Source organism: Mycobacterium sp. NGS58 (genome assembly GCF_059812385.1).
The window spans coordinates 221,120-237,454 of record NZ_JCALCO010000005.1; the positions used below are offsets into that span (position 1 = coordinate 221,120).

The 16,335-nt window shown below is 66.4% G+C and carries 17 protein-coding genes; 5 read left to right on the forward strand and 12 right to left on the reverse strand.

Annotated features, from left to right (window positions below):
• Positions 1-15: 15 nt before the first annotated feature.
• The 5 genes from pafA to dop form a co-directional block, all read right to left on the reverse strand.
• Positions 16-1,374: a Pup--protein ligase gene (pafA, locus tag AC5Y4H_RS07500; protein ID WP_156656176.1), complete on the reverse strand. Its 1,359-nt coding sequence runs from the start codon at positions 1,372-1,374 to the stop codon at positions 16-18.
• Between the two features lie 209 nt (positions 1,375-1,583).
• Complete coding sequence (prcA, locus tag AC5Y4H_RS07505) at positions 1,584-2,354, reverse strand: proteasome subunit alpha (protein WP_499979899.1); 771 nt, start codon at positions 2,352-2,354, stop codon at positions 1,584-1,586.
• Positions 2,351-3,241 (reverse strand): proteasome subunit beta, encoded by an 891-nt coding sequence (prcB, locus tag AC5Y4H_RS07510; RefSeq protein ID WP_499979900.1) that lies wholly within the window; start codon positions 3,239-3,241, stop codon positions 2,351-2,353. The genes prcA and prcB overlap by 4 nt, the downstream gene beginning before the upstream one ends.
• Positions 3,238-3,432: a ubiquitin-like protein Pup gene (locus tag AC5Y4H_RS07515; RefSeq protein ID WP_064951594.1), complete on the reverse strand. Its 195-nt coding sequence runs from the start codon at positions 3,430-3,432 to the stop codon at positions 3,238-3,240. The genes prcB and AC5Y4H_RS07515 overlap by 4 nt, the downstream gene beginning before the upstream one ends.
• A gap of 118 nt (positions 3,433-3,550) precedes the next feature.
• On the reverse strand, positions 3,551-5,059 hold the full coding sequence (gene dop / locus AC5Y4H_RS07520; RefSeq protein ID WP_499979903.1) for a pup deamidase/depupylase: 1,509 nt from the start codon (positions 5,057-5,059) through the stop codon (positions 3,551-3,553).
• A 184-nt stretch (positions 5,060-5,243) separates the two neighbouring features.
• Here dop and AC5Y4H_RS07525 point away from each other — a divergent pair, with 184 nt between their 5' ends.
• Together AC5Y4H_RS07525 and AC5Y4H_RS07530 are read left to right on the forward strand one after the other, a co-directional pair.
• Positions 5,244-6,386: a hypothetical protein gene (locus tag AC5Y4H_RS07525; protein ID WP_499979907.1), complete on the forward strand. Its 1,143-nt coding sequence runs from the start codon at positions 5,244-5,246 to the stop codon at positions 6,384-6,386.
• Positions 6,387-6,434: 48 nt separating this feature from the next.
• Positions 6,435-7,079, forward strand: a complete 645-nt coding sequence (locus tag AC5Y4H_RS07530; RefSeq protein WP_499979908.1) for a hypothetical protein — start codon at positions 6,435-6,437, stop codon at positions 7,077-7,079.
• Positions 7,080-7,097: 18 nt separating this feature from the next.
• Here AC5Y4H_RS07530 and arc read toward each other — a convergent pair whose 3' ends face one another.
• On the reverse strand, positions 7,098-8,915 hold the full coding sequence (gene arc / locus AC5Y4H_RS07535; protein WP_499979909.1) for a proteasome ATPase: 1,818 nt from the start codon (positions 8,913-8,915) through the stop codon (positions 7,098-7,100).
• A gap of 304 nt (positions 8,916-9,219) precedes the next feature.
• Here arc and lppK point away from each other — a divergent pair, with 304 nt between their 5' ends.
• Both lppK and AC5Y4H_RS07545 read left to right on the forward strand, forming a co-directional pair.
• Complete coding sequence (gene lppK / locus AC5Y4H_RS07540) at positions 9,220-9,927, forward strand: lipoprotein LppK (protein ID WP_499979910.1); 708 nt, start codon at positions 9,220-9,222, stop codon at positions 9,925-9,927.
• Positions 9,928-9,935: 8 nt separating this feature from the next.
• On the forward strand, positions 9,936-10,235 hold the full coding sequence (locus AC5Y4H_RS07545; RefSeq protein WP_007770839.1) for a DUF503 domain-containing protein: 300 nt from the start codon (positions 9,936-9,938) through the stop codon (positions 10,233-10,235).
• 39 nt (positions 10,236-10,274) lie between these two features.
• Here the strand turns inward: AC5Y4H_RS07545 and trmI are convergent, their stop codons facing one another.
• Positions 10,275-11,120: a tRNA (adenine(58)-N(1))-methyltransferase TrmI gene (gene trmI / locus AC5Y4H_RS07550; RefSeq protein ID WP_499979913.1), complete on the reverse strand. Its 846-nt coding sequence runs from the start codon at positions 11,118-11,120 to the stop codon at positions 10,275-10,277.
• A gap of 74 nt (positions 11,121-11,194) precedes the next feature.
• Here trmI and AC5Y4H_RS07555 point away from each other — a divergent pair, with 74 nt between their 5' ends.
• Positions 11,195-12,103: a RecB family exonuclease gene (locus AC5Y4H_RS07555; protein ID WP_499979914.1), complete on the forward strand. Its 909-nt coding sequence runs from the start codon at positions 11,195-11,197 to the stop codon at positions 12,101-12,103.
• Here AC5Y4H_RS07555 and AC5Y4H_RS07560 read toward each other — a convergent pair.
• The 5 genes from AC5Y4H_RS07560 to AC5Y4H_RS07580 all read right to left on the reverse strand — a co-directional run bounded on the left by AC5Y4H_RS07560 (position 12,100) and on the right by AC5Y4H_RS07580 (position 15,910).
• Positions 12,100-13,479, reverse strand: coding sequence for an FAD-containing oxidoreductase (locus AC5Y4H_RS07560; protein ID WP_499979916.1), 1,380 nt, complete (start codon positions 13,477-13,479; stop codon positions 12,100-12,102). The two genes, AC5Y4H_RS07555 and AC5Y4H_RS07560, sit on opposite strands and share 4 nt — an antisense overlap.
• The gene (locus AC5Y4H_RS07565; RefSeq protein WP_499979917.1) at positions 13,476-13,997 is read right to left on the reverse strand and encodes a DUF4126 domain-containing protein; all 522 of its coding nucleotides are present in this window, start codon (positions 13,995-13,997) and stop codon (positions 13,476-13,478) included. The genes AC5Y4H_RS07560 and AC5Y4H_RS07565 overlap by 4 nt, the downstream gene beginning before the upstream one ends.
• 118 nt (positions 13,998-14,115) lie before the next feature.
• On the reverse strand, positions 14,116-14,970 hold the full coding sequence (gene hisG / locus AC5Y4H_RS07570) for an ATP phosphoribosyltransferase (RefSeq protein WP_499979918.1): 855 nt from the start codon (positions 14,968-14,970) through the stop codon (positions 14,116-14,118).
• Between the two features lie 2 nt (positions 14,971-14,972).
• Positions 14,973-15,254: a phosphoribosyl-ATP diphosphatase gene (locus AC5Y4H_RS07575; protein WP_499979920.1), complete on the reverse strand. Its 282-nt coding sequence runs from the start codon at positions 15,252-15,254 to the stop codon at positions 14,973-14,975.
• A 26-nt stretch (positions 15,255-15,280) separates the two neighbouring features.
• On the reverse strand, positions 15,281-15,910 hold the full coding sequence (locus AC5Y4H_RS07580) for a TetR family transcriptional regulator (protein WP_499979922.1): 630 nt from the start codon (positions 15,908-15,910) through the stop codon (positions 15,281-15,283).
• Positions 15,911-16,335: the final 425 nt, after the last annotated feature.

Here is a 16,335-nt window from a genome sequence, read left to right on the forward strand (position 1 = left end):
CGCGCCGGCGCGCGGCTACATGCTCGCGATGAGGCGCTTGACCCGCTCGTCGACCGCCCTGAACGGGTCCTTGCACAACACGGTGCGCTGGGCCTGGTCGTTGAGCTTGAGGTGCACCCAGTCGACGGTGAAGTCACGACCGGCGGCCTGGGCCGCGCTGATGAACTCGCCACGCAGGCGCGCCCGGGTGGTCTGCGGCGGGTTGTCGACCGCCTCCGCGATGTCTTCGTCGGTGGTGACTCGCGCGGCAAGCCCCTTGCGCTGTAGCAGGTCGAATACGCCGCGCCCGCGCTTGATGTCGTGGTACGCCAGGTCCAGCTGGGCGATCTTCGGGTCGGACAGCTCCATGCTGTAGCGGTCCTGGTAGCGCTGGAAGAGCTTGCGCTTGATCACCCAGTCGATCTCGGTGTCGACCTTGGCGAAGTCCTGGCTCTCGACCGCGTCGAGCTGGCGGCCCCACAGGTCGACGATCTGCTCGATCTGCGCGTTGGGCTCGCGGGTCTGCAGGTGCTCGACGGCGCGGCTGTAGTACTCGCGCTGGATGTCCAGCGCACTGGCCTGACGCCCGCCGGCCAGCCGCACGGGCCGGCGGCCGGTGGTGTCGTGGCTGACCTCGCGGATGGCGCGGATGGGGTTGTCCAGCGAGAAGTCCCGGAACGGGACGCCCGCCTCGATCATCTCCAACACCAGCGCGGCGGTGCCGACCTTGAGCATGGTGGTGGTCTCGCACATGTTCGAGTCGCCGACGATGACGTGCAAGCGCCGGTACTTCTCGGCATCGGCGTGCGGCTCGTCGCGGGTGTTGATGATCGGCCGGCTGCGGGTGGTGGCCGAGGAGACGCCCTCCCAAATGTGCTCGGCGCGTTGGGAAAGGCAGAACGTTGCCGCCTTGGGGGTCTGCAGCACCTTGCCGGCACCGCAGATCAACTGGCGGGTGACCAGGAAGGGCAGCAGCACGTCCGAGATCCGGGAGAACTCGCCGGCGCGCACGATCAGGTAGTTCTCGTGACAGCCGTAGGAGTTGCCCGCCGAGTCGGTGTTGTTCTTGAACAGGTAGATGTCGCCGCCGATGCCCTCATCAGCGAGCCGCTGCTCGGCGTCGACCAAAAGGTCTTCCAGCACCCATTCCCCGGCGCGGTCGTGGGTGACCAGCTGCACGAGGCTGTCACATTCGGCGGTGGCGTACTCCGGGTGGCTGCCGACGTCGAGGTACAGCCGGGCGCCGTTGCGCAGGAAAACGTTGGAGCTTCGGCCCCAGGACACGACGCGGCGGAACAGGTAGCGGGCCACCTCATCCGGGCTGAGCCTTCGATGGCCGTGGAATGTGCAGGTGACCCCGAACTCGGTCTCGATGCCCATGATTCGCCTCTGCACGTAATCGAGGGTACTGGTTGTCCGACCCGGACGGTGAGCATGCCGCGCTTATCGATCCGATGAAGTGTTCAGCCGCCTCCTGGCGGGGCCCTCGGACTGCGCGCCCGAGCACACATGGACCCGCTGGGGCGCCGTGGCTGCCGCTAGCCCACCAGCACCTTTGGCATCACCAGCCCCACCCGGGAACGTGCGGCGCCGTTCGGGCGTGTCTAGTCGGAGGGCCCGCCGTTGGTATCCGACGACTCGCCATCGCCGTCCGCGCCATTGGAATCCAGTTCGCGCAGCAAATTTTCCAAAGTGGCGCGATTGATCCGCCGGAACGCCCGTCGCGGCCGGTTGACGTCCAGGATGGCAACTTCGAGGCTGCCCACGTCGAGCGCGGACTGGTCCCCATTCGAGGCTTCGCTGCCGGCCCGCAGCGCTTTCACGGCGATGCGCGTGGCCGCCCGCAGATCGGCGTTCTCGGCGTACGACTCCTTGAGCGCCGTAGTGATCGGTTCGGTGGTCCCACCCATCACGACGAAATGCGGCTCGTCGGCGATCGATCCGTCATAGGTGATCCGGTACAGCTCAGGTGCTTTGGTCTCGCCGTAGTGCGCGACCTCGGCGACGCACAATTCCACCTCGTAGGGCTTGGCCTGCTCGGTGAAGATGGTGCCCAGCGTCTGCGCATAAACGTTGGCCAGCTGGCGGCCGGTCACGTCGCGACGGTCGTAGGCGTAGCCGCGGGTGTCGGCGAATTGGATTCCGCCGCGGCGCAAGTTGTCGAATTCGTTGAACTTACCGGCGGCCGCGAAACCGACACGATCGTAGAGTTCGCTGATCTTCTGCAACGACCGTGACGGATTCTCCGCGACGAAGAGCACACCACCGGCGTAGACCAGCGCGACCACGCTCTTGCCGCGAGCGATGCCTTTGCGCGCGAGCTCGCTGCGCTCGCGCATCGCCTGCTCGGGCGAGATGAAATAGGGAAAGCTCACTTCTCACCACCATCGGGACCGAAAGTGTCAGCGCGCGAACGGCTTTGGATCACTTCGCGGGCCAATTCCGCGATGCGGCTCTCTGGCACTTCGAGCGCTCCCTCGGCACCGATGGTGACCGCGGTGGGATAGATGCCCCGGACCAGATCCGGTCCGCCGGTGGCGGAATCGTCGTCGGCGGCGTCGTAGAGCGCCTCCACCGCGACACGCACGGCGGAATCGGCGTCGGTGACCTGCGAGTACAACTTCTTCATCGACGACTTGGCGAAGATCGAGCCCGAACCCACCGACTGGTAGCCCTCCTCTTCCAGGTTCCAGCCGCCGGCGGCATCGAAGGACACGATGCGGCCGGCGCCTTCCGAGTCGGGCGCGTCGATGTCGTAACCCACCAGCAGCGGCAACGCGATCAGACCCTGCATCGCGGCCGCCAGGTTCCCGCGCACCATGATCGCCAGCCGGTTCACCTTGCCGGCGAACGTGAGTGGCACACCTTCGAGTTTCTCGTAGTGCTCGAGTTCCACCGCATAGAGGCGGGCGAACTCCACGGCGATGGCGGCGGTACCGGCAATGCCGGTGGCGGTGTAGTCGTCGGTGATGTACACCTTCTTGACATCGCGCCCGGCGATCATGTTGCCCTGCGTCGAACGGCGGTCGCCGGCGAGCACCACCCCGCCCGGGTACTTCAGCGCCACAATGGTGGTGCCGTGCGGCAGCTGCCCGGTGGCAGCATCCGAGTGCGTGCCGGACAGGCTCGCCGGCAGCAATTCCGGCGCCTGCCGCCGCAACAGGTCAGCAAACGACGAGAGGTCTATAGCGGAATTGCCCGGAAGTGCGGGGCCCGGTAGTGCGGAATTGGTGGACAGGCGATTAGAGAAAGGCCAGGTCACTGTCCGCCCTTTTGGACATACGCGCGAACGAAGTCCTCGGCGTTCTCCTCGAGGACGTCGTCGATCTCGTCGAGCAGATCGTCGGTGTCCTCGGCTAGCTTCTCGCGGCGCTCTTGGCCCGCGGCCGTGCTGCTGGCGATGTCGTCGTCGTCGCCGCCACCACCGCCACGCTTGGTCTGCTCCTGAGCCATCGCCGCCTCCTGCGTTGTGTGGGCCCTTGGAATGGCTTACTCACCGATCAAGCCACACTGCCCGTTGGTCTTTCTTAGCCTACCGGTCGACCCCGACGATCCCACGGTTAACCGGTACCTAGCTGGTGAGTTGTTCCACCAGTTCGGCGGCGCTGTCCACCGAGTCCAGGAGCGCCCCGACGTGCGCCTTGCTGCCGCGCAGCGGCTCCAACGTAGGAATGCGGACCAGCGAATCACCGCCCAGGTCGAAAATCACGGAGTCCCAGCTGGCCGCGGCGATGTCGGCGCCGAACCTGCGCAGGCATTCGCCGCGGAAGTAGGCGCGAGTGTCCGTCGGCGGTTTGTCCACCGCCTCGAGCACCTGGTGTTCGGTCACCAACCGCTTCATCGAGCCGCGCGCGACGAGCCGGTTGTACAGGCCCTTGTCCAGCCGGACGTCGGAATATTGCAGGTCCACCAGGTGCAGCCGCGGCGCCGACCAGCTCAGGTTCTCGCGCTGCCGGAACCCCTCGAGCAGGCGCAGCTTGGCCGGCCAGTCGAGTATTTCCGCGCATTCCATCGGGTCGCGCTCGAGTTGGTCGAGCACGTGCGCCCAAGTTTCGACGACGTCGGACGCACGCGGGTCGGGGTCGCGGCTGTCGACCAGCTTCGCCACCCGGTCGAGGTAAACCCGTTGCAGCGCAAGCCCGGTCAGCTCGCGACCGTCGCTCAGGGCCACCGCGACGCGCAGCGAAGGGTCGCGGCTGATCGCGTGGACCGCATGCACCGGCCGCGCCAGCGCCAGGTCGCTCAGGTCGATGCCGTGCGCCGGGCCCTCCTCGATCAGGTCCAGCACCAGCGCCGTGGTGCCCAGTTTCAGATAGGTCGACGTCTCGGCGAGGTTCGCGTCGCCGATGATGACGTGCAACCGCCGGTACCGGTCGGCGTCGGCGTGCGGTTCGTCGCGGGTGTTGATGATGCCGCGTTTGAGCGTGGTCTCGAGGCCGACCTCGACCTCGATGTAGTCCGAGCGCTGCGACAGCTGAAAACCGGGCTCGTCACCCGAGGGCCCGATGCCGACCCGGCCGGACCCGGTGACCACCTGCCGGGAGACCAGAAACGGGGTCAGTCCGGCGATGATCGCCGAGAACGGCGTCTGCCGCGACATCAAATAGTTCTCGTGCGACCCGTACGAGGCGCCCTTGCCGTCGACGTTGTTCTTGTAGAGCTGCAGTTTCGCGGCTCCGGGCACGCTGGCAACGTGGCGTGCGGCGGCCTCCATCACCCGCTCGCCGGCCTTGTCCCAGACCACCGCGTCGAGCGGGTCCGTGCACTCGGGTGCGGAGTACTCGGGGTGCGCGTGGTCGACGTACAGCCGCGCGCCGTTGGTCAAAATCATGTTGGCCGCGCCGACCTCGTCGGCGTCGACCACCGGGGGCGGGCCGGCAGAGCGGCTCAAGTCGAAGCCGCGGGCATCCCGCAACGGCGATTCCACCTCGTAGTCCCAACGGGTGCGCTTGGCGCGCTGAATGCCCGCCGCTGCCGCATATGCCAAAACCGCCTGCGTCGATGTGAGGATCGGATTGGCTGTCGGGTCCGATGGCGATGAAATGCCGTATTCGACCTCCGTCCCGATAATCCGTTGCATGGCCTAAGCGTAGGCCGCGCGACGAAGCGGCCCGTGCGGCGGGGCGCAGCGGGGCTACCTCCCGGCGGCGCGGCGCGAGGGGGCGAGCCGGCCGGCGGGTCCGCCGATGTCCGGAAACCGCAAGCCCGGCAACCATTTCGATAAGGCCACCGCGGGTGACCTGCCAGCCGTAGGGTGAGCCGGCATGGAGCTACTTCGCGGCCGCGCTCCGGGTCGCCGGGCCGAGCCGGCCGCCGCGGCCGAAAGCTGGTTTTTGGGGCGCGGTTTGCCGTCCGTACTCACCCGCCGCGCGCGGTGGCGACGGCTCTGGACGCGGTCGGCACCCGCGCTTGCCGCGTACGCGGGGCTGCAGGGCTGCATCCTCGCGCTCTACTTGATCACCGGCGGCCACGACGTCGAGATCAGCGGCGAACCGACGACCTCGCAATTGGCGGTGCTGATTCTGCTCGCGCTGGCGTTGCCGTTGATGGCCGTGATCGGCTGGCTGGTTTCGCGGTCGCGAAGCCGCAAGACACGCACCGCGATAGCGGCGGTGTCGGTTGGGTTCGTGGCGTGCGTCGGGATCACGGTCGACGACGTCATACAGGAGTCCGTCGTCGTTGCCGCCGTGCTGATCCTGACCGGCAGCGGGATCGGATCGATCCTCGGCTGGGCGGTACGCATGATGCTGTCGCACTTTGCGACGATGGGCGCCTTGGCCGTTCGGGCGTTACCGGTCGTGCTGCTGACCGCCTTGGTGTTCTTCAACACCTACGTCTGGCTGATGGCCGCGACCATCAGCGGCAACCGGCTGGCGCTGGCCATGGCGTTCCTGGTCACCATCGCGGCGGCGTTCGTCAGCTCGGCCACGAGAGAGCGCGTCAGGCCGATGCTGCAATCGGCCACTGTGCCGCGCGATGAACCCGAAAAGCTCGCGGGCACACCGTTCGCCACCATGCCCGACGCCTTCGATGGGGCACCGCTGAAGAAGTCGGAACGCCTCAACGTGGTGTTCGTCCTGGCCGTCTCGCAGCTGGCGCAGATCATGGTGGTGGCGGTGGTGACGACCGCGATTTACTTGATCCTGGGACTCATCGTGCTCAGCCCCCAACTGCTCAACGAGTGGACCCACACCGCCAAGACCAGCGCGACGGTGCTCGGATTCACGCTGCCGGTGCCCGACTCGCTGATCCACATGACGCTGTTCCTCGGCGCGCTGACGTTCATGTACATCAGCGCCCGCGCCGCCGGCGACGCGGAATACCGGTCGACGTTCCTCGACCCGTTGATCGACGACCTGGACACCACTTTGGCGGCGCGCAATCGCTACCACGGCGCCGCCGGGTGACCGCCCGTCGTGTTGACGGCACCGACACCAGTGATTAATTTCACCGGAGTGTCCGCCCCCGAATCCGGCCGCGCCATCGGTAAGCATGCACTCGACCTGTCCGGGAAGCGCTACGGCGAGGTGCTGCTCGTGACACGCGGCGAGGCGGGTCCGCAGGCGACGGTTTACAACAGTTTCCCGCTCAACGACTGTCCCCAGGAGCTGTGGTCGGCGCTGGACGCGCACGCCATCGCGACCGAACACGGGGTAGCCGCAGTCCTGCTGAACGGTCCCCGGTACTGGCTGATGAACGCGATCGAAAAGGAAGCTCGGGGTCCGCAGATCACCAAGTCCTTTGGCGGGATCGACATGATCCAACAGGCCACCGTCCTGTTGTCATCGATGAACCCGGCGCCCTACATCCCCAACACGGTCAACCGTCGCACGGTGTTCGTCTTCAACGCCGGCCAAGAGGTGTACGAACTCATCGATCCCCAAAACCAGCACTGGGTCATGCAGACCTGGAGCCAGGTCGCCGACGCCACCTTGTCGCGCGCCGACCTACCGGGGCTGGCCGAGCGGCTCGACCTGCCGGCCGGTTGGAGCTACCAACCGCGCGTGCTCACCGACGAATTGCGCGTGGACACGACCCAGCGCCCCGCCCGCGTGCTGCAGGACAATCTGACCAACAGCTATTCGCTGGTGACCGACTGACGTCGGCGGTACCGACCCCTACAGGTACTGACCCAGGTTGGATTCGGTATCGATGGCCCGCGACGCGCTCGAGCTCTTCCCGGTGACCAGGGTGCGGATGTAGACGATCCGCTCACCCTTCTTGCCCGAAATCCGCGCCCAGTCGTCGGGGTTGGTGGTGTTGGGCAGGTCCTCGTTCTCGGCGAACTCGTCGACGATGGAGTCCAGCAGGTGCTGGATGCGCAGACCGGGCTGGCCGGTCTCCAGCACGGACTTGATCGCGTTCTTCTTCGCGCGGTCGACGACGTTTTGAATCATCGCCCCGGAGTTGAAGTCCTTGAAGTACATGACTTCCTTGTCACCGTTGGCGTAGGTGACCTCCAGGAACCGGTTGTCATCGATCTCGGCGTACATCCGCTCGACGACCTTTTCGATCATTGCCCTGATGCATGCCGACCGGTCGCCCCCGAACTCCGCCAGGTCGTCACCATGCACGGGCAGCGACTCGACCAGGTACTTCGAGAAGATGTCTTGCGCCGCTTCGGCGTCCGGCCGCTCGATCTTGATCTTCACGTCCAGACGTCCCGGCCGCAGGATCGCGGGGTCGATCATGTCCTCACGGTTGGAGGCGCCGATCACGATGACGTTCTCGAGTCCCTCCACGCCGTCGATCTCACTGAGCAGCTGTGGAACCACGGTCGTCTCGACGTCCGAGGACACCCCGGTGCCGCGGGTGCGGAAGATCGAGTCCATCTCGTCGAAGAACACGATCACCGGTGTGCCTTCCGACGCCTTCTCACGGGCGCGCTGGAAGATCAGCCGGATGTGCCGTTCGGTCTCGCCGACGAACTTGTTGAGCAGTTCCGGGCCCTTGATGTTCAAGAAGTAGGACTTGGCTTCGCGGGCGTCGTCGCCGCGCACCTCGGCCATCTTCTTGGCCAGCGAGTTGGCCACCGCCTTGGCGATCAGCGTCTTACCGCAACCCGGCGGACCGTACAGCAACACACCTTTGGGCGGGCGCAGCGCGTACTCGCGGTACAGCTCTTTGTGCAGGAACGGCAGCTCCACCGCGTCGCGGATCTGCTCGATCTGGCGAGTGAGGCCACCGATGTCCAGGTAGCTGACATCGGGCACCTCCTCCAGCACCAGGTCCTCGACCTCGGCCTTGGGGATGCGCTCGAAGGCGTAACCGGCCTTGGTGTCGACCAGCAAGGAGTCGCCGGGCCGCAGCTTGCGCGGCCGCGTGTCGTCGTTGAGCGCGTCGGGATGCCCTTCCGGCAGGTTCTCGGCGACCAGCGGCTCAGCCAGCCACACGATGCGTTCCTCATCGGCGTGCCCGACGACCAGGGCGCGATGCCCGTCGGCCAGCAGTTCACGCAACGTGGAGATCTCGCCGACCGATTCGTACGTACCGGCCTCGACGACGGTGAGGGCCTCGTTGAGGCGGACCGTCTGACCCTTGCGCAGCAACGGGACTTCGATGTTCGGCGAGCACGTCAGCCGCATCTTGCGACCGGAGGTGAACACGTCGACCGTGTCGTCCTCATGGGTGGCGAGCAGGACGCCGTAACCGCTGGGCGGCTGCCCCAGCCGATCAACTTCCTCCCGCAGCGCCAGCAGTTGCTGGCGCGCCTCTTTGAGCGTCTCCATCAACTTCGAATTCCGCGACGCAAGGGAGTCGATACGCGCTTCCAGCTGATGCACATCGCGCGCGGAGCGGGCGCCGCCATGCGAGCCGACGGTCTGCTCGAGTTGCTCGCGCAACATCGCGGCCTCGCGACGTAGTTGCTCCAACTCGGCCTCGTCGCCGCTGGACCTGTCTGATTCGAAAGCTTCAGAACGCTCTGAGCTACCCATCTTGCGCTCCTTTCCCGCACCGAATTAGCGCGGTGGATACTTCAAAGCTACCGGCGATTGCCGACTCATGTACGTAGTCAAATACCCACGAAAAGTTAAGATTTTCGTCACGCTGGTAATCTCGGCCACTAATCGTGATGATCGAAAGGGCCCGCGTGACCGCAAAAAGCCTCGCCACCGGCTCGGGCCGCGTCGCCGCCGCCCCCGCCACCGGTATGACTTCGGTTCCACCCATCGGCCCGACCTTAGCGACCCCCTTCCTTCGCGCAGCGGCCAGAGCCGCCTAGTCCCGCCGACCGAGTGGATGAACCGGCCACTGTGTGTAGCGCTGAGCGCCGCCACCGCCCTGGCGGCGGCCGGTATTGCGGCGTGTTCGTCGCCTCACCCGAAGACTGAGTCGTCGGTCACATCCTCGCTGCCACCTGCGTCCTCGAGCCAGGTTGCCGCGCCGGTCACTGCTCCCCTGCCTCCGCCGGAGGCCCTCACCGACGTGCTCACCCGACTCGCCGACCCGAACGTTCCGGGCACCAGCAAGGTCAATCTGGTGGAAGGCGCGACGCCCGAGAGCGCGGCGACCCTGGACAAGTTCACCGGCGCGTTGCGCGACAACGGCTATCTGCCCATGACTTTCAACGCGAACGACATCGCATGGTCGGACAAGAACCCGTCGAACGTGAAGGCCACTATTGCCGTTCACACCGCCCAGGCCAACAACCCGAACTTCACCTTTCCGATGGAGTTCACTCCCTTCCAGGGCGGTTGGCAGCTATCGCGCCACACCGCCGAAATGCTGTTGGCCTTGGGGAAGTCGCCGACGGCTCCGACGCCGATAAATCCGGCGCCCGCGCCTCCGCCGGTCCCGCCGCCCGCGCCGGCGCCGCCCCCCGCGCCACCAGCACCGCCACCCGCGACTCCACCGCCCGCACCACCACCACCGCCGCCCCCGGCTCCGGCCCCGGAGCCTGCCCCCGCTCCGGAGCCCGCCCCAGATCAGCAAAACCCGCCGGGTTGACCCGCGGCATGTGGATCGGCTGGCTCGAATTCGATGTTTTGCTCGGCGACGTTCGATCACTCAAACAGAAGCGGTCGGTCATTCGACCCGTCGTCGCGGAGTTGCAGCGCAAGTTCAGCGTCTCGGCGGCCGAGACGGGTTCGCACGAGCTGTACCGGCGAGCGGGCATCGGCGTCGCCACGGTGTCCGGCGACCGAGGCCATGCCGTCGACGTATTGGACGCGGCCGAAAGGTTGGTCGCGGCGCATCCCGAGTTCGAGTTGCTGTCGGTGCGGCGCTCGCTGGTGCGCAGCGAGGATCTCGCCTAGCCGCGGTAGCGACCCGCCACGGCATGCTGGCGATCGCCGCTAGCCGTCGCGGCCTTCGCGCTTGCGACCCAACGGCACGGGAGCGACGACGCCGGGCGCGAGCCGCCGCGTGAAGATGAGAAACGCCGTGTGTCCGCGCATCGAATGCTGCGGCCGGACCGCGAGACCCACGACGTTCCAACCGCGTTGCAACGTCTCCCAGGACCGCGGTTCGGTCCAGCACTGCTGCGCCCGCAGGGCCTCGACCGTGCGCGACAGTTGGGTGACAGTGGCCACGTAAATGATCAGCACGCCGCCGGGGATCAACAGGCGGGCGACAGCCTCCAGCACCTCCCACGGCGCGAGCATGTCGAGCACGGCGCGGTCGAAGGATCCGTCCGGCAGTTCGGAGTCGGAGAGATCGCTGATGATCAGCCGCCAGTTGTCTGGCGCCCGACCACCGTGGAAAACCGACACGTTGCGCTCGGCGTGCTCGGCATGGTCGGCGCGCTGCTCGTAGGAGGTCACCTGCCCCTCGGGCCCGACCGCGCGCAGCAGCGAACAGGTCAGTGCGCCGGAGCCGGCGCCCGCCTCGAGTACCTGCGCGCCCGGGAAGATGTCGCCCTCGTGCACGATCTGGGCGGCGTCCTTGGGATATATCACCTGGGGCCCGCGCGGCATCGACATGACGTAGTCGATCAGCAGGGGCCGCATCACCAAGTACACGGCGTTGTTGCTGGACTTGATCACGCTGCCCTGCTCCAGCCCGATCAGCGCGTCGTGCGGAATCGCGCCGCGATGCGTGTGGAATTCGGCGCCCGCGGTGAGCACCACCGTGTAATGCCGACCCTTGGCATCGGTGAGCTGGACACGCTCGCCCTCGGTGAACGGGCCGGTTACTGACACGCGGTCAAGCGTGCCAGCCGACTCGCCGCCGCAGGTGCTTGGGGGTTGTCGGCGCCCAGTCCTAGGCTGCCGACATGATCGTGCAGCCGGAGACGCCAGCGTCGGCCCCCCAGCCGGCACAGCGCCCGGCGGGGCAGGTGTACCGCCCGGCCCTCTCGCCGTCGCGCGCGGCGGACTTCAAGCAGTGTCCGCTGCTGTACCGGTTCCGGGCCATCGACCGGTTGCCCGAGGCGCCGTCGACCGCGCAGCTGCGCGGATCCCTGGTCCACGCCGCGCTGCAGCAGCTGTATGGCCTGCCAGCCGACCAGCGCGGCCCCGACACCGCGATGTCACTGGTGGAGCCGGCCTGGGAACAGATCATCGCCGCGACGCCCGAGATGACCGCCGAGCTGGATCCGGCGCAGCGCAGCCAGCTGCTGGTCGAGGCACAGACGCTGCTCGCGGGGTATTACCGGCTCGAGGACCCCACCCGCTTCAACCCCGAGTGCTGCGAGCAGCGCGTCGAGGTAGAGCTCGCGGACGGCACGCTGCTGCGCGGCTTCATCGACCGGATCGACGTCGCCGCCACCGGCGAGCTTCGGGTGGTCGACTACAAGACCGGCAAGGCGCCGCCGGAAGCGCGCGCCCTGGCCGAGTTCAAGGCCATGTTCCAGATGAAGTTCTACGCGGTGGCGCTGTTGAGGTCGAGAGGTGTGCAGCCCACCCGCCTACGGCTGATCTATCTGGCCGACGGCCAGGTGCTGGACTACACGCCGGATTACAACGAGCTACTGCGGTTCGAGAAGACGCTGATGGCGATCTGGCGGGCCATCCAATCCGCCGGGCAGAAGGGCGATTTCCGTCCCAACCAGTCGCGGCTGTGCGACTGGTGCCCCCACCAGCAGCACTGCCCACTGTTCGGGGGAACCCCGCCGCCGTATCCGGGGTGGCCGGAAAACCTTGCCGCGGAGACGGATTCACATCCCACCCAACCGGCGGCCTAACCTTGGCCATCTAGCGGCGAGAGCTCTTGGAGCATCGTGGGAATCAGCTCGCTGACCGTGGGATGGATGTGCATTGTCCGCGACAGCGTCGTGTAGGGCGTCTTGGCCGACATGATGTCCAAGATGCCGTGGATGGCCTCGTCACCACCCACCCCGAGGATGGCGGCCCCCAAAATCTCCCGAGTGTCGGCGTCCACCACGACTTTCATGAAGCCCTGTGTCTCACCCTTTTCCACCGCCCGGCCGACTCTGGTCATCGGCCGCTTGCCCACCAGCGCCTTGCGCCCGGACGAGCGCACCTGATCGACGGTCATGCCGGCACGGCCCAGCGGCGGATCGATGTAAAGCGCGTAGGTGGGGATGCGGTCGCTCACCCGCCGCGGGTCGTCGTCCAGCAGATTGGCGGCGACGATCTCGAAGTCGTTGTAGGAGGTGTGGGTGAACGCGCCCTTGCCGTTGCAGTCGCCCATCGCCCAGATGTGATCGACGCTCGTCTTGAGCCGGTCATCGACCACGATGTAGCCGCGGGCGTCGGTCTGCACACCGGCCGCTTCGAGGCCCAGGTCGTCGGTGTTGGGTCGCCGGCCCACCGCCAGCAACAGGTGGCTTCCTTCGACGGACGCGGCACCGTCGCGAGGAGTCAGCTCGAATCCGTTGTCGGTCTTGGTTATTCGCACATCGTCGGCTCCGACGATGATATCGATGCCTTCGGCACGCAGGATCTCTTCCAGGCAAGCCGAGACGTCCTCGTCTTCGCGCGATGCCAACCGCGGTCCCCGTTCGACGACGGTCACCCGGGCCCCGAACCTCCGGTACATCTGCGCGAACTCCAGCGCGATGTAGCTGCCCCCGACTATGACGAGATGCGTTGGCACCGTGTCGAGGTCGAGAATTGAGACATTGGTCAGGAAGTCGACGTCGGACAACCCCGGGATGTCGGGCACCACCGCACGCCCGCCGACGTTGAGGAAGATGCGGTCGGCGCGCAGCACGTCTTCACCGACCCGCAGCGTGTGCGGGTCGGTGAAGACGGCGTGACCGCGAAACACGGTGCAGCCGTTCATGCCCTCGAGCCAATCCTCGACGCCCTTGCGGTCGCCGAGCATGATCTCGTCCTTGCGGGCCTTGACCTTCGCCATGTCGACGCTGACCGGTCCGGTCCCGACGCCGAAATCCACGCCGCGGCGCGCAAGATGCGCGGCGTGCGCGGAGGCCACCAGAGTCTTGGTTGGGATGCACCCGTTGTTGACGCAGGTGCCACCGATCAGCTTGCGCTCCACCACCGCGACCCGTTGCCCAGCCGCGGTCAGCCGCCCTGCCAACGGCGGGCCGGCCTGGCCGGCGCCAACGATGATCGCATCGAAATGTTCTGTCACTTAACCGCCGTCAGCAGGTACTCGGTCAAGACGTGACCCGTCGCCGCCAGGATGGCGAACCCGCCGACGATCGCGACGGCGTCCTCCAGCAGCGCGATCGGCAGGTCCCGGCCGCCGGTCGCAGCGACCAGCCGTTTGCGCACGTGATAGCCGCCAAGGGTGCCCAGCACCGCACCGATGACACCGGCACCCAGCGCGGTGAACGTCCAGTGCGGCCAGGCGCCAAGCGCCGCGCCCGCGAGCCCACCCGTGACGATCCGGGCCGCGAAGATCGGCGGCGCGGTGCGCGCCGGCGTCTTGGGCAGCTTGTCGTTGATCAGTTCGCCCACGGCGAGGACGGTGAAGATGATCACCGTGATGATGCTGGCCATCCAGCCCGCCCACGTGCCGTGCAGATCGATCCAGCCAAGGACCGCGGGATAGGCCGCCCAGGCGACGACGGCGGGCGCGGTCAGCGACCGCAGCCCGGCCACGACGCCGATCAACAAAGCCAGCAAGACAAGAAGTGCGTGTGTCACGGAAGACCTCCTGGGAGACGAAGACCGGCGACCGAAGCGAGGACGGCCCACCCGCCAACCCGGGCCGTCCCCCGAGGCGGACGCTAACACAGCTGCGGGTTACACACCGCTTGCGCGATCAGAACCGGCAAAACCTGATGTCGGACGCCAGGATCGCCTTGGCGCCGATGGCCGCCAACTCGTCCATGATCTCGTTGACGCCCCGACGCGGCACCAGCGCGCGGATGGCGACCCAGTCCGGGTCGGCCAGGGGTGCGATGGTGGGCGATTCCAGCCCCGGCGTGATCGCGGTGGCCTTGTCCTGCACTGAGCGCGGGCAATCGTAATCGAGCATCAGATATTGCTGACCGAACACCACGCCCTGGATCCGCGCCACCAATTGATCGCGCGCGGCCTGCGTGCCGGACTTGCTGCTGTGGTCGCTTTCGATCAGCACCGCCTCGGAATCACACAGCGGGTCGCCGAAGGCCACCAGGTTGTGCAGGCTCAGGGTGCGCCCGGAGCCCACCACGTCGGCGATCGCGTCGGCGACCCCCAGCTGTATCGAAATCTCCACCGCGCCGTCGAGCCTGATGACCGTCGCCTCAATACCGCGTCCCGCCAAGTCTTTTCGGACCAGATTGGGGTAGGCGGTGGCGATCCGTTTGCCGGCCAGATCGGCGATCTTCCAGTCGCGCCCCGCCGGCGCGGCGTAGCGAAAGCTCGACGAACCGAACCCCAGCGCCAAACGTTCGCGCACCGGTACGTCAGAATCGCCCACCAGGTCCCGGCCGGTGATGCCGAAATCTAGCTCTCCCGAACCCACATAGATGGCAATGTCCTTGGGGCGCAGGAAGAAGAACTCAACCTGGTTGGCCGGATCAATGACGGTCAGGTCTTTGGAATCGGTACGGCGCCGGTAGCCCGCCTCCGCGAGGATCTCGCTGGCCGGCTCGCTCAGCGTGCCCTTGTTGGGAACCGCAACCCGCAACATGATCACAGCTTCCGATACACATCGTCGAGGGTCAGCCCGCGCGCCACCATCAACACCTGCGTCCAGTAGAGCAACTGGCTGATCTCCCCGGCCAGCTCGTCGTCGGATTCGTGTTCGGCGGCCAGCCACACTTCGCCGGCTTCCTCGAGGATCTTTTTGCCCAGCCCGTGCACCCCACCGTCCAGTGCGGCCACCGTCTCGCTGCCGGCCGGCCGAGTACGGGCACGCTCGTCCAGTTCGGCGAACAGATCCTCGAAGGTCTTCACGGCCAGCGATTGTTTCACGCGGTGACGAGCAAAGTCACGGCGGTTTAGTCCCGGTCGGGTTCTGCGCCGCTTCGCCCGTCGAATCCGGCGAGCGTGATCCGCAGCGCTTCCTCCAACCGGACGTGAAAAGGTGGGTTGTCGGCGATGTCGGAGGTCAACCAGCCATCGAGCACGAATTGCACCGTGGCCAAGCTGGTATGGACCATCAGTGCGGGCCGAATATCAACCGCCGCATCGACTTTCATCCGCTGGGCGACCTGCTCGATCAGCGTGCCGTGATCGGTTTCGCTGACCAACACGGATTTGGTCAACAAGTGGGGCGCCGTCGCGACGGCAAGGCGCCAGGTGTCGAGGTTGTCAACGCCACTGACATCCATGGCGCGCGTGACGAACAGCTGGATCAACGCTTCTACCGGCGACTCTTGGGGCGGCCTCGCGCTGTAGGCACCCACGATCTCGGAGGCCGCCTCCCGGACGGGATCGACCAGCAAGCCCTCCTTGGTGGGCGCGTACCGGAAATAGGTGCTGATGGAGATCCCGGCGGCCGAGGCGATGTCCTCGGTCGTCACAGCCTCGAAGCCGCGCTGAGCGAATAACTGATGCGCGGTCTGCTGGATGTGGGAAAGCAGCTCAGCACGACGTCGATCCCGCAACGATGTGTTTGCTGAGGGCATGCCACCACCTTCGCCAATCCGGCAGTCGAACACCAAGGTGTCGTCCAGCGACCAACCGAGATGAGTGACTCTACACTATTGAAAGTCCCTATCAAGTAGGTTAGTGTGATGCGGCACACAGAGATGAGCTGCGGAATTTAGGTGCTTGTTGACACTATTTTAATAAGGATAGCGTCCAACGGTCGCTTAACGTCCTCCGCTCGGCACTCGCGACTTAGGGGTGGGAAGAGCGCCGATGAAGGCGGTAGCTGGTACGCGATGACCTGCGCCATGGGTTTGCTACACGGACCGCAGGTCACGCCGCAATGACGACGACACAACTTGATGGTGTTACCGCCATCAGGGGCTGGTCCGTCGGGTACGTCAAACGTCACCCGGTCGCGGTCAAGTCCAGAGACGTGGTGTACGACGTCGTCGTGTGATTC